At 63.8% G+C, this 21824-nt stretch carries 19 protein-coding genes; 12 read left to right on the forward strand and 7 right to left on the reverse strand.

Annotation, left to right across the window (positions count from 1 at the left end):
- The first annotated feature begins 36 nt into the window (after positions 1 to 36).
- The 5 genes from xylB to QX034_RS22640 all read left to right on the forward strand — a co-directional run bounded on the left by xylB (position 37) and on the right by QX034_RS22640 (position 5743).
- Positions 37 to 1494 carry a xylulokinase gene (gene xylB / locus QX034_RS22620; RefSeq protein WP_315707078.1) on the forward strand — a complete coding sequence of 486 codons (1458 nt, stop codon included), beginning with the start codon at positions 37 to 39 and terminating at the stop codon, positions 1492 to 1494.
- On the forward strand, positions 1491 to 2813 hold the full coding sequence (gene xylA, locus QX034_RS22625; protein ID WP_315741600.1) for a xylose isomerase: 1323 nt from the start codon (positions 1491 to 1493) through the stop codon (positions 2811 to 2813). The genes xylB and xylA overlap by 4 nt, the downstream gene beginning before the upstream one ends.
- Positions 2814 to 2882: 69 nt before the next feature.
- Complete coding sequence (locus QX034_RS22630) at positions 2883 to 3644, forward strand: ATP-binding cassette domain-containing protein (protein WP_315707076.1); 762 nt, start codon at positions 2883 to 2885, stop codon at positions 3642 to 3644.
- Positions 3644 to 4726, forward strand: coding sequence for an ABC transporter permease (locus QX034_RS22635; RefSeq protein ID WP_315707075.1), 1083 nt, complete (start codon positions 3644 to 3646; stop codon positions 4724 to 4726). The genes QX034_RS22630 and QX034_RS22635 overlap by 1 nt, the downstream gene beginning before the upstream one ends.
- An 81-nt stretch (positions 4727 to 4807) precedes the next feature.
- The gene (locus QX034_RS22640) at positions 4808 to 5743 is read left to right on the forward strand and encodes a sugar-binding protein (protein ID WP_315707074.1); all 936 of its coding nucleotides are present in this window, start codon (positions 4808 to 4810) and stop codon (positions 5741 to 5743) included.
- Positions 5744 to 5961: 218 nt separating this feature from the next.
- Here the strand turns inward: QX034_RS22640 and QX034_RS22645 are convergent, their stop codons facing one another.
- Complete coding sequence (locus QX034_RS22645) at positions 5962 to 6642, reverse strand: hypothetical protein (RefSeq protein WP_316195816.1); 681 nt, start codon at positions 6640 to 6642, stop codon at positions 5962 to 5964.
- Between the two features lie 307 nt (positions 6643 to 6949).
- On the opposite strand from QX034_RS22645, the gene QX034_RS22650 reads away from it, so the two are divergent.
- A complete protein-coding gene (locus QX034_RS22650) occupies positions 6950 to 7867 on the forward strand; it encodes a PaaI family thioesterase (RefSeq protein ID WP_315741597.1) in 918 nt (305 codons plus the stop codon).
- A 55-nt stretch (positions 7868 to 7922) separates the two neighbouring features.
- Here QX034_RS22650 and QX034_RS22655 read toward each other — a convergent pair whose 3' ends face one another.
- Positions 7923 to 9353 (reverse strand): amidohydrolase, encoded by a 1431-nt coding sequence (locus QX034_RS22655; RefSeq protein WP_316195817.1) that lies wholly within the window; start codon positions 9351 to 9353, stop codon positions 7923 to 7925.
- 6 nt (positions 9354 to 9359) lie between these two features.
- On the opposite strand from QX034_RS22655, the gene QX034_RS22660 reads away from it, so the two are divergent.
- The 4 genes from QX034_RS22660 (at position 9360) to QX034_RS22675 (ending at position 12627) form a co-directional block, all read left to right on the forward strand.
- Positions 9360 to 9491, forward strand: a complete 132-nt coding sequence (locus QX034_RS22660; RefSeq protein ID WP_316195819.1) for a hypothetical protein — start codon at positions 9360 to 9362, stop codon at positions 9489 to 9491.
- Positions 9492 to 10243: 752 nt separating this feature from the next.
- Positions 10244 to 10702, forward strand: a complete 459-nt coding sequence (locus QX034_RS22665; RefSeq protein ID WP_315769274.1) for a hypothetical protein — start codon at positions 10244 to 10246, stop codon at positions 10700 to 10702.
- A gap of 17 nt (positions 10703 to 10719) precedes the next feature.
- The gene (locus tag QX034_RS22670; protein ID WP_315769272.1) at positions 10720 to 11832 is read left to right on the forward strand and encodes an alpha/beta hydrolase family protein; all 1113 of its coding nucleotides are present in this window, start codon (positions 10720 to 10722) and stop codon (positions 11830 to 11832) included.
- Positions 11833 to 12249: 417 nt separating this feature from the next.
- A complete protein-coding gene (locus QX034_RS22675; protein WP_315769271.1) occupies positions 12250 to 12627 on the forward strand; it encodes a tautomerase family protein in 378 nt (125 codons plus the stop codon).
- 19 nt (positions 12628 to 12646) lie between these two features.
- Here the strand turns inward: QX034_RS22675 and QX034_RS22680 are convergent, their stop codons facing one another.
- A complete protein-coding gene (locus QX034_RS22680) occupies positions 12647 to 13579 on the reverse strand; it encodes a LysR family transcriptional regulator (protein ID WP_315741593.1) in 933 nt (310 codons plus the stop codon).
- A 123-nt stretch (positions 13580 to 13702) separates the two neighbouring features.
- Here QX034_RS22680 and QX034_RS22685 point away from each other — a divergent pair, with 123 nt between their 5' ends.
- Both QX034_RS22685 and QX034_RS22690 read left to right on the forward strand, forming a co-directional pair.
- Positions 13703 to 14056: a protocatechuate 4,5-dioxygenase subunit alpha gene (locus QX034_RS22685; protein ID WP_315765451.1), complete on the forward strand. Its 354-nt coding sequence runs from the start codon at positions 13703 to 13705 to the stop codon at positions 14054 to 14056.
- A gap of 9 nt (positions 14057 to 14065) precedes the next feature.
- The gene (locus QX034_RS22690) at positions 14066 to 14902 is read left to right on the forward strand and encodes a class III extradiol dioxygenase family protein (RefSeq protein WP_315765452.1); all 837 of its coding nucleotides are present in this window, start codon (positions 14066 to 14068) and stop codon (positions 14900 to 14902) included.
- Positions 14903 to 15085: 183 nt separating this feature from the next.
- Here QX034_RS22690 and QX034_RS22695 read toward each other — a convergent pair whose 3' ends face one another.
- From QX034_RS22695 to QX034_RS22710, 4 genes are all read right to left on the reverse strand, one after another.
- Positions 15086 to 15793: a PadR family transcriptional regulator gene (locus QX034_RS22695; protein WP_316195821.1), complete on the reverse strand. Its 708-nt coding sequence runs from the start codon at positions 15791 to 15793 to the stop codon at positions 15086 to 15088.
- 180 nt (positions 15794 to 15973) lie between these two features.
- A complete protein-coding gene (locus QX034_RS22700) occupies positions 15974 to 19051 on the reverse strand; it encodes an efflux RND transporter permease subunit (RefSeq protein WP_316167875.1) in 3078 nt (1025 codons plus the stop codon).
- A gap of 42 nt (positions 19052 to 19093) precedes the next feature.
- Positions 19094 to 20209: an efflux RND transporter periplasmic adaptor subunit gene (locus QX034_RS22705; RefSeq protein ID WP_315707062.1), complete on the reverse strand. Its 1116-nt coding sequence runs from the start codon at positions 20207 to 20209 to the stop codon at positions 19094 to 19096.
- Positions 20206 to 21738, reverse strand: coding sequence for an efflux transporter outer membrane subunit (locus QX034_RS22710; RefSeq protein ID WP_315707061.1), 1533 nt, complete (start codon positions 21736 to 21738; stop codon positions 20206 to 20208). The genes QX034_RS22705 and QX034_RS22710 overlap by 4 nt, the downstream gene beginning before the upstream one ends.
- Positions 21739 to 21824: the final 86 nt, after the last annotated feature.

Genomic DNA, 21824 nt, shown 5'->3' on the forward strand with positions numbered 1-21824 from the left:
TCGCCGGTGACGAACGGATGGCGTGGGAGGAGTTGCGTGTATCTCGGATTGGACGTCGGCACATCCGGCGTGAAAGCCGTGCTGGAGGACGAGACGGGCGCGCTGGTCGCCACCGCCTCGCGGCCGCTTGCGCTGTCACATCCGAAGCCGCTGTGGTCCGAGCAGAATCCGGAAAGCTGGGTCGATGCCGCAATCGGTGCTGTCGACGATCTCGTGCGCGCGCATCCGCGCGAGACGGCAGCGGTGCGCGGCATCGGATTGTCCGGACAGATGCACGGGGCGACGTTGCTTGGCGCCGATGGTCATCCGCTGCGGCCGGCCATTCTCTGGAATGATGGCCGCTCACACGCCGAATGCGCCGAGCTCGAGCGGCGCTGTCCCGAGCTGCACGCCATCGCCGGCAATCTCGCAATGCCCGGCTTCACCGCGCCCAAGCTGTTGTGGGTCGCGCATCACGAGCCGGAGGTCTTTGCAAGAGTAGCGAAGGTGCTGCTGCCGAAGGCCTATGTGCGCTATCGCTTGAGCGGTGAAATGGTCGAGGACATGTCGGACGCGGCCGGCACGCTGTGGCTCGATGTCGGTCATCGCCGCTGGTCGGAAACGCTTCTCGCCGCGACCGGCCTCGATCTCAGTCATATGCCGCGGCTGGTCGAAGGCAACGAGCCCTGCGCGGTGCTTTCTCCTGATCTGGCGCGGCGCTGGGGCATGAGCTCTGGCGTGGTCATCGCCGGCGGCGCCGGGGACAACGCGGCGAGCGCGATCGGCCTCGGCGCGATCGCGCCCGGTGATGCGTTCCTCTCGCTCGGGACTTCGGGCGTGCTGTTCCGTGTCACCGATCGCTTCGCTCCGGCACCGGCTTTGGCGGTACATGCTTTCTGCCACGCGCTCGCCGGGCTCTGGCACCAGATGGGCGTGATGCTGTCGGCCGCGGCGTCGCTGGGCTGGCTCGCGCGTATTCTGGATAGCTCCGAGGCCGATCTTCTGGCGCCGCTCGGCGACGCCGTCACGCGGCCGAGCCAAGTACAGTTCCTGCCCTATCTCGATGGCGAGCGGACCCCGCACAATGACGCGACTGCCGCAGGTGCCTTCGTCGGCCTGCGTAGCGCGGCCGGACGAAACGAGCTGGTGCAGGCGGTGCTCGAAGGCGTTGCCTTTGCGGCGCGCGACATGCTGGTGGCGCTCGGCGACGGCGGACGGCCGATCACGGAGCTGGATTTCGTCGGCGGCGGCTCGCGCTCGCCGCTGTGGGCGCAGATCGCCGCCGATGTGCTCGGCGTGGTCGTGCACCGGGTCGAGGAGGGCGAGGTCGGCGCCGCGGTGGGCGCTGCGCGGCTCGGCCGCCTCGCTGCAACCGGCGCTGATCCCGCCGAGGTCTGCCGACGACCCCTGCGGCTGGCAAGCTACGTCCCGCGCGCGCCGCTCGTTGCCGCCTATGACGACGCCTATGCGCAATGGCGCAAGCTTTATCCTGCCTTGAAGGAGTGTGCCTCGTGAACGTCTCTACTCCATTCTTTCAGACCGGCACGACGGTCTCCTATGGGGGCGCGGATGCGCGCAGTCCGCTGGCGTTCCGCTGGTACGACAAGGACCGTCTGGTCGGCGGCAAGCGCCTGGAAGACCAGCTGCGCTTTGCCGTCTGCTACTGGCATTCGTTCTGCTGGCCGGGCAGCGATCCGTTCGGCGGCGAAACATTCCTGCGACCCTGGCAGCATGGCGATGACGCGATGGCGATGGCGCGCGCCAAGGCCGATGTCGCCTTCGAGCTGTTCCGCCTGCTCGACGTGCCGTTCTTCACGTTCCACGATGTCGATGCGGCGCCGGAAGGGGCGACGCTCAAGGAGTCCGTCGCAAACCTGAACGCGATCGCCGATCTGTTCGAGCAGAAGATGGCGTCCGCCAAGGTGCGACTGCTGTGGGGCACCGCCAACCTGTTCTCGCATCGCCGCTACATGGCGGGCGCCGCGACCAATCCGGATCCGGAGGTCTTCACCTATGCCGCCGGCCAGGTGCGCGCCGCCCTCGAAGTCACGCACCGGCTCGGCGGACAGAACTACGTGCTGTGGGGCGGCCGCGAGGGCTATGAGACTCTGCTCAACACCGACATGAAGCGCGAGCTCGACCAGCTCGGCCGCTTCGTCTCACTGGTCGTCGAGCACAAGCACAAGGTCGGATTCAAGGGGCCGATCCTGATCGAGCCGAAGCCGAAGGAGCCGACCAAGCATCAATACGATTTCGACGTCGCGACCTGCTACGGCTTCCTGGAACGTTACGATCTGCTCGACGACGTCAAGCTCAACATCGAGCAGAACCACGCCATCCTCGCCGGCCACTCGTTCCAGCACGAGATCGCGCTGGCGCAGGCGCTGGGCGTGTTCGGCTCGATCGACATCAACCGCGGCGACGACCTGTTGGGCTGGGACACGGACCAGTTCGCGATGAACGTTCCCGAACTTGCGCTTGCGTTCCACGAGATCATCAAAGGCGGCGGCTTCACCACCGGCGGGCTCAATTTCGACGCCAAGATCAGGCGGCAATCGATCGACCCCGACGATCTGATCCACGCCCATGTCGGCTCGATGGATGCCTGCGCGCGCGCGTTCCTGGCGGCTGCCGATATGCTCGATGCCGGCGCGCTGACCGCCCCGCTCGCTGAGCGTTACGCCGGTTGGCAGAGCGAGGAGGGGTGCGCCATTCTCACCGGCCAGCGCTCGCTCGCCGATCTGGCCGATCGCGCTGTTGGCTCGGGCCTTGATCCGAAGCCGCGCTCAGGCCGGCAGGAATATCTGGAAGGTGTGGTGAACCGTTACGTCTGACGAACAGAACGACAGCCGAACGGCTGCAATAGACAAACAAAACAACAAATAATCCATGGGAGGACCGCCATGAACACGGCGGCGACCGGGCAACCGGTTCTGGAGCTGAAGGGAATCGGCAAGCAGTTCGGCGCGATCCGCGCGCTGCAGGGCGTTGATCTCGACGTCCGTCCCGGCGAAGTCGTCGGACTGATGGGCGATAACGGCGCCGGCAAGTCGACCCTGGTGCGGATCATCGCCGGCAATTTTCCACCGAGCCACGGCGATATCCATTTCGACGGCAAGCGCGTGCATTTCTACCGGCCGGTGGATTCGCGCAGCGTCGGCATCGAGGTCGTCTATCAGGACCTCGCACTCGCCGACAATCTCACCGCCGCCGCGAACGTCTTTCTCGGCCGCGAGCTGAAGCGCAAATTCGGCCCGCTCGCGCTGCTCGACCACAAGGCGATGGAGGCGCGCGCGCTGGAGCTGTTTCGCGAACTGCGCTCGGAGACGCGGCCGCATGATCTCGTCAAGGACATGTCGGGCGGCCAGCGCCAGGCGGTGGCGATCGCGCGCACCCGCCTGTCGAATGCCAAGCTCGTCATGATGGACGAGCCGACCGCGGCGATCTCGGTACGGCAGGTCGAGCAGGTGCTGAGCCTGATCCACCGGCTGAAGGAGCAGGGCATCGCCGTGATGCTGATCTCGCACCGCATGCCCGACATCTTCGCGGTGTGCGACCGCGTCGTTGTGATGCGCCGCGGCGAGAAGAGGGCCGACAAGCCGATCGCCGACACCAGTCCCGAAGAAATCACCGCGCTGATCACCGGCGCCAAGGAGGCTGCGTGATGTCCGTGCCATCAGATGCCCAGATCTCCTTCACCAATATCGGTCCCGTCAGGTGGTGGCACCGCGGCCTGTTCGCCTCGCAGACCGCCTATGTCACCCTGGCGCTGCTGATCCTCATCGTGGTGATGAATTTCGCCAGCCCGTATTTCTTCACCGAGGGCAATCTGCAGAACGTCGCCAAGAACTTCTCGTTCATCGCGATCGCGACCCTCGGCATCACCTTCGTCATCATTACCGGCGGCATCGACCTCTCGGTCGGTTCGATGATGTGCTTTGCCGCGATGATCACCTCGATGGTGATGACGGCGCTGTCCACTCCGGGCGAGCCGCTCGCGTCGTGGTTCGTGCATCTCGCCGCCGACGGCAAGACGGTGGTCGCCAATGTGCCGGGGCTGATCCTGCTGATCTCGGTATTGTGCGGGCTTGCGGTGTCGCTGATCGTCGGCCTCATCAACGGCGTCTGCATCGCGATCCTCGGCCTGTCGCCGTTCGTCACCACGCTCGGCATGCTCTCGATCGTGCGCGGACTGGGATACGTGATCTCGAACGGCAAGGGCAGCTTCCCGGGCGGCCCGGACGCGGACTATTTCTACGCGCTCACCCAAGGCGACGTGTACGGCCTGCCGATCCCCTTCATCTATCTCATGGTGCTCGCAGCGCTGATGGGGCTGGTGCTGCACCACACGAGCTTCGGTCGCCACGTATTTGCGATCGGCGGCAATGAGAAGGCGGCTGAGCTCACCGGCGTCGCGGTGCGGCGGGTCAAGATCGAGGTCTATGTGATCGGCGCGCTGGCGGCCGGGCTGCAGGGCATCATCATCTCCGGCTGGCTGGGCTCGGCGCCGGCGAACATGGCAACCTCCTACGAGCTCAACGTGATCGCCGCCGCCGTCATCGGCGGTGCCAATCTCGCCGGCGGCATCGGCGGGCCGCTCGGCGCTATCGTCGGCTGCGTACTGCTCGAAGTGATCCGCAACGGGCTCGTGCTCGCGCAGGTCAGCTCGTACTGGCAGCAGGCCTTGGTCGGCGTGATCATCATCGCTGCGGTGCTGGTCGATCGCCTGCGCTCGCGGCTGCTGTGACCCCAATACTGGCCGGGATGTGAATGTCAGTCTATCCGCGCCCGGCCAGACAATCACAGGGATAGACATGGAGGGAAGGCTATGAGGAAACTGCTCTATGCGGCTGCAGCGCTCGCAGTCATGCTGGCCCCGGCGCATGCGGAAACAAAATACCGCTTCGTGATCGTGCCGAAGGCCATGAACAATCCGTTCTTCGACGTCGCCCGCGACGGTTGCGAGAAGCGCGCCAAGGAGCTTGGCAATGTCGAGTGTATTTACAAGGGGCCGGTCGAGCACGAGCCCGCGACCCAGGCCCAGATCATCCAAGACTTCATCACCCAGAAGGTGGATGGTCTCGCGATCTCGGTGGCCGATGTCGCCGCGATGACCAAGTCGATCGACGAAGCGACCGCGGCGGGCATTCCCGTCATCACCTTCGATTCCGATGCGCCGGGGTCCAAGCGCATCGCCTATATCGGCACCAACAACAAGGATTTCGGTGTCGCGCTCGGCAAGCAGCTGCTGCAGCTGAAGCCGGAAGGCGGTAAATACGCCATGGTCTCCGGCGGTCCCGGCGCCAAGAACCTTGCGGAGCGTGTCGACGGCGTGCGCGAAGCCTTGAAGGGCTCCAAGTGGGGCGAGGTCGCGGGTTCTCCGACCTTCTGCAACGACGATCCGGCGCTCGCGGTCCAGCAGATGACCGATCTTCGCACGGCCACGCCTGATCTTGCGGCGATCATTCCGGTCGGCGGCTGGCCGATGTTCGCGCCGGAGGGTTACAAGGCCTTCGTCAACCAGAACCGCAAGGACATCAATGCCGGCAAGCTGACGCTCGTGGTCGCGGATACGCTGAAGATGCAGCTCGAATTGCTGCGCGACGGCTATTCCAACGCGCTCACGGGACAGCGGCCGTTCGAGATGGGCGAGAAGGCGATGGACACGCTGCTGGCGATCAAGAAAGGCCAGAAGGTGCCGGAGATCATCTACACCGGCCTCGACCTCGTGACCAAGGACAACGTCGCGCAGCTCTTACACTGAATATTGTTCTAACGCGTTTTCTTTGGGCGAACCGGTAACCACTTCGCTTGAAAACGCTTTGGTTCCTCCCGGGGAAAACTGGCGGCCCTCGCTTCGGCTTTGGTCGATGCTTGGGTCGCCTCTTTTTCTGATGGGCCAGCCGAACCAACCAAGGCTCGTGCTAGACCGCGCGGAGGTGCGCGGCAGGGGGGCAATGAGTCCGGACCAAGACTCAAAGCTCAATTGCGGCCCGCGGGCACCAGGCCAGGCCACTGCGCCAGGAATGGCTGCGAGAGTTGCGGCCCGGTTTCGGGAGCGCGCATTGCCCGTCTGACACGATGAGTCCTGTGAGGCCGGCCGATCGAGCTGGTCGCGTCGCGGGCTATTTCGATACGCGCGATCTGCTGGCGCATGTCGCCGGTGCTCGCGCGCAGTTCGTCGATGCCGATCTGATTGTTCGCCGCAGTCGCCTGGAGGCTGCCCAGCTGGCCCGCAGTGTCTTCCTGTGCCGTGCGCAGGCGGATCGTCAGGCGCTTCAGCATCGCGATATTGGATTCGATCTTATCGGCGGTGTCGCGGCGGCGCACCTCGCTCTCGTCGGCGGCCGTGCGCAGCGTGGCGAGGCCGGTCTCGGCACCGCTGAGGCTGGCGCGGAGCTGGAGGAGCTCTCCGGAGGTGTCGTCTTGACGCTCGCGCAGCTTGGCCGTCTCGGCCTTGAGTTCGCGGAGTTCCGACGTCAGGGCGGCAACGCGCGTCTCGAGGGTGGGCGCCTCGTCGCGTGCGAAGGAGAAATCCTTGGCTCCGCCGGTGCTCCACCACACTGCTCCAGCGCTCACGGCGAGTGCCAGACTCATGACGATTCGTGATGAGGCCGCACCGCGGCTCGGCGGAAGCTGCGGCGTCTTGGCGGGTTTGCGCATCGACAGGTCTCCGGGATTCGATTGAGAGCATTATGATCAAATTAAGGTTGCCAATGTTCTAAGCGTGCCCGGCCAGCGGAGCATTTTCTCCACATAGATTTGCGGAAGAGCACGTGCTTTGCAGCGCAGCTACAGAGACGTAGCTCGGCGGATATTGCGGGGGTAAATCACTGCCAGAGGTTGAGTTTTCTGTTCGAATAGCCGACGGCTCGTTGAAGGCGGGCGCGGCGAGCTGATGCTGGTGTGCCCATTCCGGGCTCCCGGAAAAAACTCGCACCTCCTCCGGATCATGTTCTAAAATCCGACCATGACCGACACCCCGACTCCTGCCGTACCGTCGGCTTTCGACGAGCTCGCCGAGGCGATCAGGCATCGCCGCTCGGTCTACGGCCATATCAGCGGCCTCAGGATGGACCGCTTCGCGCCCGGCGAAGCCTGGTCGACCCTGCCTTATCGTCCGGTGTTCGTCGGTGACAGCGACACCGGCGTGATCCATGGCGGCGTCGTCACCGCGATGCTCGACGAGAGCTGCGGCATGGCGGTTCAGCTCGCGCTGGACGGCACGCGCGCGATCGCCACGCTGGATCTGCGCATCGATTATCAAAAGCCGGCAACGCCGGGGCTCGACATCAAGGCGCATGCCGTTTGCTTTCGCGTCACGCGCTCGATCGCCTTCGTACGTGCAACGGCCTATCAGGGGGAGGAGAGCGCGCCGGTTGCCACCGCGACCGCCTGTTTCATGATCGGCGCCAACCGCACCAACATGCTTACCGACCGGCCGGCCTTCACCGGCGCGCCGCCGCCGCTCGAGGCGCCCGAGGATGCGACAGGGCCGTTCGCCACCAGCCCGTTCGCGCGCTGCCTCGGCATCCGTCTCGCCGAGAACGAGACGCTCATCATGCCGTTCTCGCAGCAGATCATAGGCAATCCCGTGCTGCCTGCGATCCATGGCGGCATGACCGGCGCGTTCCTCGAGACAGCTGCGATCGTCACGGTGATGCGCGAGCTCGATACCGCCGCGCTACCAAAGCCGATCGACCTGACCATCAACTATCTTCGCTCGGGGCGGGCGCTCGACAGCGTTGCGTCAGCGTCGATCGTCAAGCAAGGCCGCCGCGTGGTCGCCTTCGAGGCCCGGTCCTGGCAGGACGATCCGGCCAAGCCGATCGCAACCGCATTCGGCCATTTCATGCTGCGGCAGACGCCGGGACAGGATCAGGACTGACGACATCCGCCTCAGGCACCAGGGCGCAGGCTGGAAGTGCCCGTCGGGTTTGCCGTTATTTGACCGGCAGGACCCGTCCTTCCTGGACGGTGCCCCAGACCGGAATGTCCTTGATCTTCGCTGGATCAACGGTCAGCGGGCTTTCGCCGAGGATCGTGAAATTGGCGAGCTTGCCCGGGACGATGCTTCCAACTTCATTTTCCAGTCGCAGCGCGTAGGCGGCTTCGAGCGTGACCGCCTTGAGCGCGGACAGGCGGCTAATGCGCTGATCTGGCCCTGCCACGCGGCCGGATACGGTGGTCCGGTTGACGGCGCAGTGCATCAGGAACAGTGGCTGGCCGGGGGCCATGGGCATGTCCGAGTGGAGGGAATAGGAGATGCCGGCCCGTTCGACGTCGCCGAGGCGGACCATGTTGTCGGCCCGCTCGGGACCGAGCCCTTCCTTGGCGTACACATCCGCCAGTGCGGTCACGTAATAGGGGTTGCCGCTGACGATGGCGCCGAGCCGCTTGATCCGCTCGATCTGATCCTGCTGTGAAATCGCGAAGTGGACTGCGACGGTACGGTGGTCATAACGCGGATGACGGCGCATGTTGGCCTCGAGATTGTCGAGGACCAAGTCCAGGCCTGCGTCGCCCGTCGCATGGATGTGGATCTGATAGCCGGCCTCCCAGTAGACCTGGAACGCCCTGGCGAAGAGCTTGGGATCCATGATCCATTGGCCGGGATGCCGATCGAGATAGGGTTCGCGGACCTGCATGGCCAGGGAATAGACAGCGCCGTCGGCGAACAGCTTGATCGCCCTGGGTATCATGACAGTCATGCCCTGGCCCCAGCCGAGCACCTTCTCTGTCTCGCTGATGGCGGTGTCCGGGAAGGCCGCAATGATCGACTTCCCATCAGGGATGAAGTAGAAGCGGAAGGGACTTTCCGGTCGGGATAGGACCGCATTCTGGGCATCCTGCATCCGCTTCGAGTACAGGCCGCCGGGTTCGCAGGCGAGAGTGACGCCGTTGGCGTGGTAATACCGCATGACGAATTCGAGTCCGTGCTGAACCCGTTCGGGAGTCGCAATGGCCGGAAGCAGCTTGGGGACGACCCCGAACATGCCGCCTTCCCAGAAGTGACCTTCGTCCAGATTGGATTGTTTCTGGGCTTCCGTTGACATGGCTCCGACGAACGCCGCATCGATGCCATAGGTTTCCAGCGCCTTGGTGTTCACGATGAACTCGTGGGCGGACCGGTGCCAGACGATGATGGGCCGCGTGCCGCTGAGCTTGTCGAGATCCGAGCGGGTCAGATCACCGTGGAAGCTGGGATCATAGCCCCAGGTGACCAGCAGCTCGTTCGGGTCCTTCAGCTTTGCATTCGCTTCCGCAAGCCTCTTGCGATAGTCCTCGCGGTTCTTCGCTGCCGGTATGGTTCCGGAAGGCAGCACCCAGTCTTCGATGGCGATGATCTCCGACATCATCGTCAGGCCGGTCAAAAGCGGATGGTCGTGCTGAGCGAGGAAGCCGGGCGCAATCACTTTGTCGGCGAATGTGTCGTCGATGATGTAGGGCTGGCCACCGGCCGCGGCTTTCAGTTCCTCGAGCGAGCCGACCGCGAGAATACGGTCGCCTAGCACTGCGACGGCGGTTGCCGCCGGCCGAACCGGGTCAAGGGTAATGATCTCCTTGGCGCGAAAGATCGTAGCCACCGGCAGCTTTTTCGGATCGAGCTGATCGAGCATATCCTGAAAGGATGCTGTCTCGGCCAGTGCCGCACCGGATCCAACCGCCTCACATAACAGAGCTCCGGTCGTCATCGTCGCCGCAGATTTCAGGATCTGCCGGCGTGACGACAACGAGATCGTCCGAAGTCCCTCGGCAAATGCCGAATTGCACATGATGCACATGGCGATTTGACCTTCTGGGCTGCTGCAAGTCGGGGGCGAGTGACGCTCGAACTATGCCCCGCCTCTGCGAAGCAGGAGATTGATCCATCTCAAAGGCACCTCGGTTGGGGAACTGTCGTCAGGCGCCTAGCTGCTGCCCCGCCCGTAGCCTGCGTCCGTCGTGCACTGCATGCAGTGCGTCTCAGCGTATCGGTGGCGCGAATACTGTGCTATAAGTGCGTTGATCGTAACTTTAGCCGGCAGCGATACTACGCACTGTTGTCGCCGTGACAAGGCTGAGACTTCTCGAGGGCATCGATGGCCTCGACCTGAAGGGAAAGAAGCCGCGAGACCGATATCACATCCGATGTTCTGCCGGAACCGGACATGGTTGCGGCAATCGGATTGTTCTTGCTGTCCAATGGCGGACAAATCGAGTTTCCCTATGGCAGATCAATCGGTCTCGGCAACCATTGGCGGACTTAGGCTGGAGGGGGCCGATGCCAGAAGACACATCGCTTCTTGATAAACGACAGAGCGCCTTGCTTGCGGAAATCGTGACGGACGAGAAGCGCTACCTTCGCTTTGCAAGATCAAACTATTTCTCGGCGCAAGGATTACTCTGGGCCTCGCTGATTGCTGGGAGTCTAGCCGCGCTTTTTGGGCTCGTTCCATCATTGTCCGACGAGGTCGAGAAATGGCAGCTGGGTTTGGTTTCAGCGTTATCCGTGGCATTCACCACCTTCAGTCGCCAGGTGGGATTTCAGCAAAAGGCGAATTGGCACTATCGGAAAGCGGATGGACTCCGGGCATTGAGGAGGCGGCTCCAATACGAACTTCCAGCCTCGCCAACAGCAGATAACATAGCCGCCGTCTCAAATTCACTGTCGACGATGGATTTGCAGATGTCCAAGGAGTGGGAGGACATGAAGTCGGAGCCAGCGGCAGAGAAGCCCTAAAGCAAACAAGTTGATTGGTGAAGAAGATCCTGAAGCGACATATGAGGATGAAGGGGCTGTCGTTGTGGCTGATCTTGCTTGCGACGTTCAACGTCGCGCACGCCGATGACACCGCCTTCAAGGTTGGTGTCACTACGCGCGATGTCAGACCGGCCGAGCCTTACGACTGGCGAGGGGCCAAGACGCACGTCCTCCGTGCGATGATCTGGTATCCGGCCGAGGCCGATGTGCAAGAGGAGCCGCAATGGATCGGCCCGCCTTTCGTTCCATACTTCAGCGCCGGGCGGGCTGCCCCTGACGCGGTGCCTGCGGCCGGGTTGAAGCGTCCGCTCATTTTGCTCTCTCACGGCGCCGGCGGGACCGCGGCGGGGATCGGCTGGCTCGGCACGGCGCTCGCCGCCCACGGCTTTATCGCGGTCGCAGTCGATCATCCCGGCAACAACGCCCGGGAGAATACCGTCGACGGCTTTTCGCTGTGGTGGCTGAGGGCCGTCGATCTCAGCGTGACTCTTGATGCTATGCTCGATGATAAGACCTTTGGCAGTCGGATCGATCCCGCTCGCATCGGCGCCGCCGGTCATTCCGCCGGCGGCTACACTGTCATCGCGATCGGGGGCGGCATCACCGATCCGGCGGAGTTCCAGGCGTTCTGTCGCTCGCCGCGCGCCGACGAATCGTGCAAGCCGCCGCCGGAATCGTCCGACCTGCAAAAAAGAAGGTTGGTGCGCCTGAACTCGGATCCCGAATTCCGCCAACGCTACGCCGGTGCCACCCGATCCTATCGCGATGAACGTATTCGTGCCGCCTTCGTCATGGCACCGGGGCTGGTGCCGATGTTCACGCCGGAGAGCCTCGGTCGGATCTCGCTTCCAGTTGCGATCATCAGCGGCGATGCCGACGAGATCGTGCCGCCGGCATCCAATGCCTCGGCTCTCGCCAAAGAGATCCCACATGCGACGCTGAAGCTCGTCCCGCACGCCGGCCACTATGTGTTCTTTGGCACGTGCACCCTGGCGGGACGCGTGATGCTCCGAGCTGCCTGCCGCGACCCGGAGGGTGTCGACCGCGAGGCGGTCCACGCCGAAACGGTGCGATCGGCGATCGATTTCTTCACGGCGCATCTACGCTGAGCGTGGAAGCCAAATTCTCTTCCATTAGCCGTGCACCGCACTTCTGAACGCCGCCGACAGCGCCGCCAACGCATGGCCCCGTCCGTCCTTCGCTCGCGTGTGAAGCAGCACCGGCAGGCGCGGCAGATCGGCCAGCCCGAGCTTGGGCCTGACATCGACAGCGCCGAACGGTAACGTCTGCGGAGCCAGGGCAGCAAACGCCGAGCCCCGCCATGACGGCCGCGGCCTCGCGTTGTCCGCATGGCGTCAGCCGCGAGCGTGAAGCTGCCAGGCTCGGCGATACGGACGAAAACCCGGACGGCATCCAGGTCGAGGGGCGGTTCAGTCATCTTGAAGCGTTATCACTGAAATCAATATCGATAACGTACCAAAATAGTCGGCATCCGACTAACGTGCGGGAACAAGAAAGGACCCGCGATGCCGCTCATTCACATCTCTCTCCGTGCCGGCAAGCCGGACGCCTACCGGCAGGCGATCTTCGACAGCCTTTACCGCGCGATGCGCGATGCGCTTGATGTGCCTGAAGACGATCAGTTCATGACGATCACCGAGCATGAGCCTGCGAACTTTCGCTACGGCTCGGCCTTCGGCGTCGCCCGCAGCGACGATCTCGTGTTCATCCGGATCACTGTGCTCGACACCCGCACCGTGGAGCAGAAGAAAGCCCTGTTCCGGCGCATCGCGGAACTGCTTGGTGAAAGCCCCGGCATTCGGCCGGAGGATGTATTCGTGAACGTTCTCGACGCTCCAACAGAGAACTGGTCTGTCGGTCACGGACTTGTCCAATTCGCGTGAGGTCGTTCAGGGCGCGCGTTCACGCCATCGCCGGCATGTACTCCGCGGCGGCCGCAAGGCACGGCGCCACCACGAGCTCGAGCTGCTGGCGAAGCCAGCGATGCATCGGGTCGTCCTGATGACGCAAGTGCCAGACCATGTACATCGGCATGTCGGGGCATGCGACCGGCACCGGCGCCACGGCGAGCCCGCGCAGCAGATGCGCACGCAAAAGGCTCGGTAGTGTCGCGATCATCCGGCTGCCGCGCAGGAACGGCCCGATGCCGCCGAAGCCGGGCACTTGTGCGACGAAGCGCCTGACGATGCCTTGCTCGGCGAGCACGTCGTCGATATCGAGGCGGCGCTGCGGCTCGTACAGCACGGTGACGTGATCCGCAGCGAGATAGTCCTCCAGCGTCGTGGGCGCCTCGCGCTGTGTGGCGTCGTAAAACACGCGGTAGATATCCGTAAATAGCCGCTTCTGCAGAATGTCGCTGCCCGCCGGCGGCCGCGGCGTGATGATCAGCTCGCAGTGCTCCTCGCGCAGCAGCTCCGGCGCCGGTGCGCCCGAGCGGATCACGCGCAGCCGCAGGCCCGGCGCCTGCGCGCGCACATAGCGCAGGAAGGACGGCAGCAGGAGATCGCGCTGCAGATCGTTGGCCGCGATCGTCACCGCTTGCGAAATCCTGGCCGGGTCGAACACCGATGCATGGGAGAAACTTCTGAGGTCGTCGAGCAGAGCGCGGGCGCGAACGGCCAGCAATTGCGCATGCGCCGTCGGCACGATGCCGCGGCCGGATTTGACGAACAGCGGATCGCCGGTGATCGCGCGCAGCTTGTCGAGCAGGTGGCTCACGGCGGACTGAGTAACGCCGAGCCGCAGCGCGGCACGCGTCACCGAGCCTTCCTCGATCACGGCAAGCAGCAGCTGCAGCAGATGGCCGTCAAGGTCCAAATGATCGAATTGGCTCATGGATCAGATCGAAGGCGGCGCCTTTATTCCGGGAGGTAGCGTCGGAATAGTGCAGGGATGAGCGGCGCGGCGTTTGATCCAGCTCAAATCGCGCGTGCCACCATGCGATCAAGGGAGAGGACGATGCCCACACCGAGCGCCCGGCAGCCCGTGCCCGGCACCACCATCTTCGACGGCGAGCAGGCTCGCAAAGGCTATGCGCTGAACAAGATGTGCTACTCGTTCAACGAGGCCGCCAACCGCCACGCCTTTGTCGAAGACGAAGACGGCTATTGCGCCAAATACGGCCTGAACGCGCAGCAGCGCGAGGCGATCAGGAGCCGCAACGTGCTTCAGCTGATCGAGGCCGGCGGCAATGCATATTACCTCGCCAAGTTCGCCGGTATTTTCGGGCTCGACATGCAGGACATAGGCGCGCAGCAGACCGGTCTCACCAAGGAACAGTTCAAGGCCAAGCTCTTGGCGGCAAGGGGATAGGGGGCTCATATGGCCAAGATCGTAGGATGCATCACCACCTCGCACGTGCCTGCCATTGGCGGTGCGATCGCCAAGGGTCTGCAACAGGATCCCTATTGGAAGCCGTTCTTCGACGGCTTTCCGCACGTGCGCGAATGGCTCGGCAAGGTGAAGCCGGATGTCGTCGTGCTCGTGTATAACGACCACGGGCTGAACTTCTTTCTGGACAAGATGCCGACCTTTGCGGTCGGCGCCGCCGATGAATACCGCAACGCCGACGAAGGCTGGGGCATTCCGCAAACCGCCCCGTTCAGGGGCGATTCCGAACTGTCCTGGCATCTGATCGAGCATCTGGTGGCGGAGGATTTCGACCTCACGACCTGCCAGGAGATGGTGGTCGATCACGCCTTCACGTTGCCGATGGCGCTGTGCTGGCCGGACCAGAAATGGCCGGTGCGCGTCGTGCCGGTCGTGGTCAACACGGTGCAGGCGCCGCTGCCGTCGGCGGCGCGCTGCTACAAGCTCGGGCAGGCGCTGGCGCGGGCGATCGAGTCCTGGCCTGGGGATGAGCGCGTCGTCATCATGGGTACCGGCGGGCTGTCGCATCAGCTCGACGGCGAGCGCGCCGGCTTCATCAACAAGGATTTCGACCTGAAGTTCATGGACAGCATGGTCAACGATCCGGCCTGGGCGACGAAATATTCGACCACCGAGCTGGTCGAGCTGTCCGGCACGCAAGGCGTCGAACTGCTGAACTGGATGGTCGCGCGCGGCGCGTTGCCCGAGAAGGTGCGCAAGGAGCATGCGAACTACCACATCCCGATCTCGAATACCGCGACCGGACTGATGGTGCTGGAGCCCGCGTGACGTTCTTCCTCTTCCCGCCTGCGGCACGGCCACGGCGTATGAGGACTTAAGCTTATGGTCATCTGTCTCCGCGTCGTCATGCCCGGGACAAGCCCGGGCATGACGAGTAACTAATTGATATGCTTGTTTATGAGGGAGGCGAGCGCACCCATTGCCTCGGACCGATGTGGCCCGAGCGCTAGACTAGATCGCCTGGTCGCCGCCGCCTTCCGTCTCGCCCTCGATCTCGGCGAGGGCGCGGTTGAGGATGTCGCTGACGCGCTTGGTCTCGTCCTCGCTCCAGCCGGAAGCATGGAAGGCGAGCGCCATCTTCAGGGTCTGCATGGCCTGGAAGACTTGTTCCGGCGGCCGCATGCCGCCCATGGTCCGCGCCATGATGCGCAAACGGCTCAACAGGCCTTCGATCGCCGCGGCGTCATCCTTCAAGACTTGCCGCCCGGCCTCGGTGATTGCGAACAGCTTCTTGCCGCCCTCGCTCGGCGTCGCTTCGATCTGGCCGAGATCTTCGAGCAGGCTGAGGATCGGATAGACCGATCCGGGGCTCGGCGAATAGGCACCGCCGACGAGCTGCTCGACCGCCTTGATCAGGTCGTAGCCGTGGCGCGGCTTCTGGCCGATCAGCCAGAGCAGGAGGGCGCGCAGATCGCCGGGTCCGAAGAAGCGCCCGCCGCCGCCGCGGCCGAACTCCTCGCGCGGACCACGGCCGCCGCGTCCAAAGAAGCCAGGGCCGCGATGTCGGCCAGCGCCGGGGCCGCGCTCGCCGAGCCTCGCTTCGTCGGCGCCGTGGTGACAGCCGTGACCATGTCGGCCCTGGTACTCCCAGCCTCGGTCGTCGCGCTCGTCATGTCGGCTGCCGTACCGGAAACCCCAGTGATGGCGATGATGTCTCATGTGAGATAGCCTCCGTTATACACAAACGATATATCGTTTAACGGCTTCATTTGTCAATGCCATCGGAGAGGATTTGCCGAGAGATACTCCAAGTCTTTGAAGTAAATGACAAAATAAAATGGGCGCCTGCTGGGCGCCCCTTTTGATGCTGGTTGGATCAGGTCGTCCGCAAAGCGCCGCTTAATGCGTCGCGCCCGCTGGCAGAGCCTCGGCATGGGCCTCGGTGTGCGCGCCGCGCCGGGCGATCAGTGCGTAGGCGACCGGCACCACGAACAGTGTGAACAGGGTGCCGATGGCGAGTCCGGTCGCGATGACGAGGCCCATATTGTAGCGCGACACTGCGCCGGCCCCGCTCGCCGTGATCAGCGGGATCACGCCGAGCACCATCGCCGCCGTTGTCATCAGGATCGGCCGCAGCCGGATCGACGCGGCCTCGATGATGGCCTCGTTGCGATCCTTGCCTGCTGCGCGCAGCTCGTTGGCGACCTCGACCATCAGGATGCCGTGCTTGCTCACCAGCCCCATCAGCGTCACCAGGCCGACCTGGGTGTAGATGTTGATGCTGGCGCCGCCGATGCCGAGGCTGATGAACATCAGCGCGCCCGCCAGCGACATCGGCACCGAGACCAGGATGATCACGGGATCGACGAAGCTGTTGAACAGGGCAGCCAGCGCCAGGAAAATGATGATCAGCGCGAACACGAAGGTGGTAACGAAGCCGCCGGATTCCTGCTCGAGCTGCCGCGACGCCCCGCCATAGTCGATCGAGTAGCCCACCGGCAGCGACTTCGCGAGACCCTTCAAGGTCGCCAGCGCGTCGCCCATCGCAACACCGGGCATCGCCACGCCGGAGATCGTTGCCGCGTTGATCTGCTGGAAGTGGTTTCGCGATTCCGGAATGGTCTTGTGTTCGAGATGCGCGACCGTCGAGAGCGGCACCATCGAATTGTCGCTGGCGCGGATGTAGTAGTTGAGCAGCTGATCGGTGGTGAGGCGGTCGTTCTGCTTCACCTGCGCGATCACCTTGTAGGAGCGGCCGTCCAGGCTGAAGTAGTCAATGTAATTGCCGCCCAGCATGGTGGCGAGCGCACCGCCGAGATCGCTCATCTTCAGGCCGAGATCGGCGGCTTTTTCGCGGTCGAACACGACCGTGGTCTGCGGCTTGTCGATCTTGAGGTCGTTGTCGAGGAAGATGAACTGGCCGCTCGCCAGCGCCTTGGCCATGAAGTCGCGTGCGACATCGTTGAGCTCGTCGAACGAGCCGGTGGTGCCGATGACGAACTGGATCGGCAGGCCGTTGCTGCCGGGCAGGGGCGCCGGCTGGAACGCGACCGAGCGGGTGCCGGCAATGGTGTTGAGCAGCTGCTGGAACTCCGGCTGCAAGGTCTTGGTGGTCGCCGTGCGCTGATCCCATGGCTTGAGCACCCAGCCGCCAATCACCTGGGTGGAGGTATCGATCTGGAAGACGGTCTTGGTTTCGGGGCGATTGGCGATGAGATCATTCAGCTGCTGATCGTAGAACAGGCGCTGCTCCAGCGTCGCCGATGGAGAGGCGTAAGTCAGAGAGAGCACGACGCCCTGATCCTCATCGGGCGCGAGCTCGCTGGTCGAACTCGAATAGAGCCAGGGGATCATGGCGAGCAGCAGCAGGGCAAACACGGCCACCACCGGCTTCATCCGGAACATCGCCTCGAGACGACGGCGATAGGCGCCGGCGAGCCATTCCATCACGTGATCGATGGCGCGCACCAGGCGGGCTTCGAGATTGGTCGCGTCACGCTCGGTCCGCCGCAACAGCCAGGCGCAATTCATCGGCGACAGCGTCAATGCGATCACCGCCGAGACCGTCACGGCGCCGGCCAGCGTGAACGCGAACTCGGTGAACAGCGCGCCGGTCAGGCCGCCCTGGAAGCCGACCGGGACATAGACGGCGATCAGCACCACGGTCATGGCGATGATCGGGCTCGCCAGGGCGCGCGCCGATTGGATCGCGGCCTCGACCGGCGTTTCGCCCTCGTCGATCAGGCGGTGCACGCTTTCCACCACGATGATGGCGTCGTCGACCACGAGGCCGATCGCGAGCACCAAAGCGAGCAGGGTGAGCAGGTTGATGGAAAAGCCCATCAAGAGCATCAGCGCGAAGGTGCCGATCAGGGACAGCGGGATCGCAATGATCGGGATCAGCACCGAGCGCCACGAGCCGAGGAACAGGAAGACCACGACGATGACGATGCCGATGGCTTCCGCCAACGTATGGACCACTTCACTGATCGAAGAGTTCACGAAATCGGTGGAGTCGTAGATGATCTCGCTGTTGATGCCATTCGGCAGCTGCTTCTGCAGGTCCGGAAACACCGCCTTCACGCCGTTGACGACGTCGAGCAGGTTGGCGGTCGGCGCCACCTGGATGCCGATATAGACGGCCGTCTTGCCGTTGAAGCGGGTGGCGGAATCATAATCATCATTGCCGAGCGTGACGCGGGCAACGTCCTGCAAACGGATGATGGCGCCGTTGACCTGCTTGACCACGAGATTGCGGTATTGCTCCAGCGAATGCAGATTGGTCGCTGCGGCGAGATCGACCTGCACCAGCCGGCCCCGCGTCGTTCCGAGACCGGAGATGTAGTCGTTGCCCGACAGCGCGGCTGAGACGTCGCTCGCGGTCAGGCCATAGGCGGCGAGCTTGTCCGGATCGAGCCAGGCGCGCAGCGCGAATTTCTTGGCGCCGAGCAGCTCGGCGGTCTGCACACCCGCGACCGACTGCAGCTTGGGCTGCACCACGCGGGTCAGGTAGTCGGTGACCTGGTTCGGCGCCAGCACGTCGCTGGCAAATCCGATATACATCGCGTCGATGGTCTGGCCGACCTTCAACGTCAATGTCGGCTGCTGCGTGCCGGAGGGCAGCTGGTTGAGCACCGAGTTCACCTTGGCGTTGATCTCGGTCATCGCCTTGCCGGAGTCGTAGTTCAGCCGCAGGTTCACGGTGATGGTGCTGGCGCCGGTCACGCTGGTCGACGTCATGTAGTCGATGCCGTTGGCCTGGGCGATCGCGTTTTCGAGCGGCGTGGTGATGAAGCCGGCGATGATGTCGGAATCCGCGCCAGCATAGGTGGTCGAGACCGTGACGATGGCGTTCTGGGTACGCGGATATTGCAGGATGGGCAGCGTCGTCATCGAGCGCAGCCCGAGCACGACGATCAGGGCGCTGACCACGAGCGCCAGCACGGGCCGGCGGATGAAGATGTCAGTAAAGCGCATAACGGGGGCTCTCAATCCGTCGCTTGGGAGACGATGCCGGTCTTATTGATCGACGATATCAGGCGCGGTCTCCGCGACCGGCACGTGGGAATTGTCGACCTTGACCGGACTGCCGTTGCGCAGCTTGAGCTGACCCGCGATCACCACCGTCTCGCCCGCTTTCACGCCTTCGGTCACGACGATGTGGTCACCTTTGGCCGGCTTGGTCTTGACGAACATCTGCCGCGCGATGCCCTGGCCGTCCTTCAGATTGTCGACGACATAGACGAGATCGCCATAGGGGTTGTTGACGACAGCAGTCAGCGGCACGGTGACGAGCTGTTCCGGTTTGCCGACGGCAATCTCGACCTTGGCGAACATGCCGGGCAGCAGGCGGGCGGGGTCGTTGTGTAACGTCGCGCGCACCTGCACATTGCGGCTGGTCGAATCCACTTTCGAGTTGATGGCGCTGATCTGTCCGGTGAAGCGCTCACCGGGATAAGCATCGACCTTCGTCGTGACATCCTCGCCGATCTTGATGACTTCGAGCGCCTGCTGCGGCAGGTAGAAATCGACATAGATCGGGTCGAGGCTCTGCAGCGTGACGATGCTGGTGCCGGCGCTCAGATACTGCCCGAGGTCGACGGCGCGAATGCCGAGCCGGCCGGCGAAGGGAGCTTTCAGCGTCTTCTGCTCCACGATCGCCTTCTGCTGCTCGACCAGCGCCTGGGCATTCTTCAGATTTGCCTTGTCGCTGTCGAGCGTCGCCTGGCTCACCGCGCTGAACTTGATCTGCTCTTGGTCGCGCTTGAGCACGATCGCGTAATTCTCGGCGGTCGCCTCCAGCGACTGCAGCTTGGCGATGTCGTCGGTCGCGACGAGCTGCAACAGCGGCTGGCCTGCTGCGACCGTATCACCGGAGTTGAACTGGATGTTCTGCACGATGCCGGAGGCTTGTAGCGCAAGATCCGCGCCGTTGACGGCGCGCAGGGATCCGACGGCGGTCAAGGAGGACTGCCAGGGCGCCGTGGCGGCGACGACAGTGGAGACGGTTTGCGGTGGGTTGGCCATGGCACCAATCGCCTTCTTGATCATGACGCCTTTGAAGACCTGGAAGCCGTAGAGGCCGCCGAACAAGAGGCCCATCACGGCGAGCATGATTGTCATGCGTTTGATCATCGCATTGCTTCCTGGGAATTGCGGTCGGGACCTGAGAAATAGCCGGGGTTTGCGCGCGGCACGGAATCCGGCGTCTGATCGTTGCGTTTCCACCAGCCGCCGCCGAGCGACTGGAACAGCGCCGCGGTGTCGGTGAAGCGCGTCGCCTGGGCCTTGATTCGGGTCACGCGCGCGTTGAGATAGTTCTGTTGGGCGGTGATGACGTTGGCGTAAGGAATCGCACCGGTCTTGAACTGCTCGATCGACATCGCAAGGCTGTCGGCGGTGGCTTTCTCCGCGGCGGCATCGGCCTTCAGCGCCTCGGCGTCGTATTGGACGGCACGCAGTGAGTCCGCGACGTTCTGGAACGCGGTGATCACAGTGCTCTTGTACAACGACAGATCCTGCTCGAAGGTCGCGACATCCGCTTCCTTGGTGTGATAGAGCGTGCCGCCGTCGAACAGCTTCTGCGTGACGCTCGAGGCCGCGCTCCAGACGATCGTGGTCGGCGTGAACAGCCGCTCCGGCGCGTTCGCGCCGTAGCTGCCGGACAGTGTGACCTGCGGCAAGAGGTCGGCGACACCGACGCCGACCGTGGCGGTCGCCTTGTGCAGCGTCGACTCGGCCTGGCGGATATCGGGTCGCTGCCGGACCAGCGAGGAGGGCAGCGAGACCGGAAGCCGGCCGGGCAGACGCAACTCGGCGAGGGTCACGTGCTCGCCGCGGTCCTGGCTCGGCAGCCGACCGAGATAGGCCATCAGCTGATTGCGCTGCTGGGCCAATTGTTTCTGCAGCGGCGCCAGCGTGGCTTTGGCCTGCGCCAGCGTCGATTCCTGCGACAGCACGTCGGCCTTGGTCACCGCACCGACATCGAACTGGCGCTGGATGCGGGTCAGCTGATCGGTCTCGGCCTTGATGATGTCTTCCGTCGCGGCGATCTGATCGCGCAGAGATGCGTCGGTGATCGCTGATGTCACCACATTGGCGGTCAGCGCCAGATAAGTCGCTTCGAGCGTGAAGGCCTGGTAGTCGGCTTGCGCCTGAAGCGATTCGACTTGGCGTCGCGTGCCGCCCCAGAGATCGAGCGTGTAGGATACGCTGACCGAGGCGTTGTAGAGGGTGTAGTTGGATGTCTGACCCGGCCACGCGCCCTGCTGTGTGGTCGAGCTCTGATCATGTTCCGCCGACCCGGTGGCCGAAATCTGCGGAAACAGTGATCCCTGCTGCGACAACGCGTTTTCGCGCGCCGCGCGCAGTGCGAACTGGGCGGCCCGAACGTCCGGATGATTGCGAATGGCTTCTTCGACAAAGGCATTGATTTGTCGGGAGCGAAGCAGCGTCCACCAATGCCCGGGCAGATCGGCGCCCGGCGCAAAGCCCTGCGCGTTGCCGCCCGGCGTCGCCGCGCTTGCTGTCGTCGGCAGACGACGCTCGCTGACATAGCCGGTGACATCGGGCGCCGCCGGTGCAACGAAGTCCGGACCGACTGCGCATGACGCCAGCAGCATCCCAGGCAGCAGGATGCCGGCCGAGCGGCCGCATCTGCGCATGCGGTCGGTGCGCCATACCACACAGGGTTGAGGTGGAGCAGTCATAAAACTAAACCGTTTTGTTTCTGTTGCGGCAACATGCGTTG

Source organism: Bradyrhizobium sp. SZCCHNR3119, assembly GCF_032487775.1.
GTDB lineage: Bacteria > Pseudomonadota > Alphaproteobacteria > Rhizobiales > Xanthobacteraceae > Bradyrhizobium.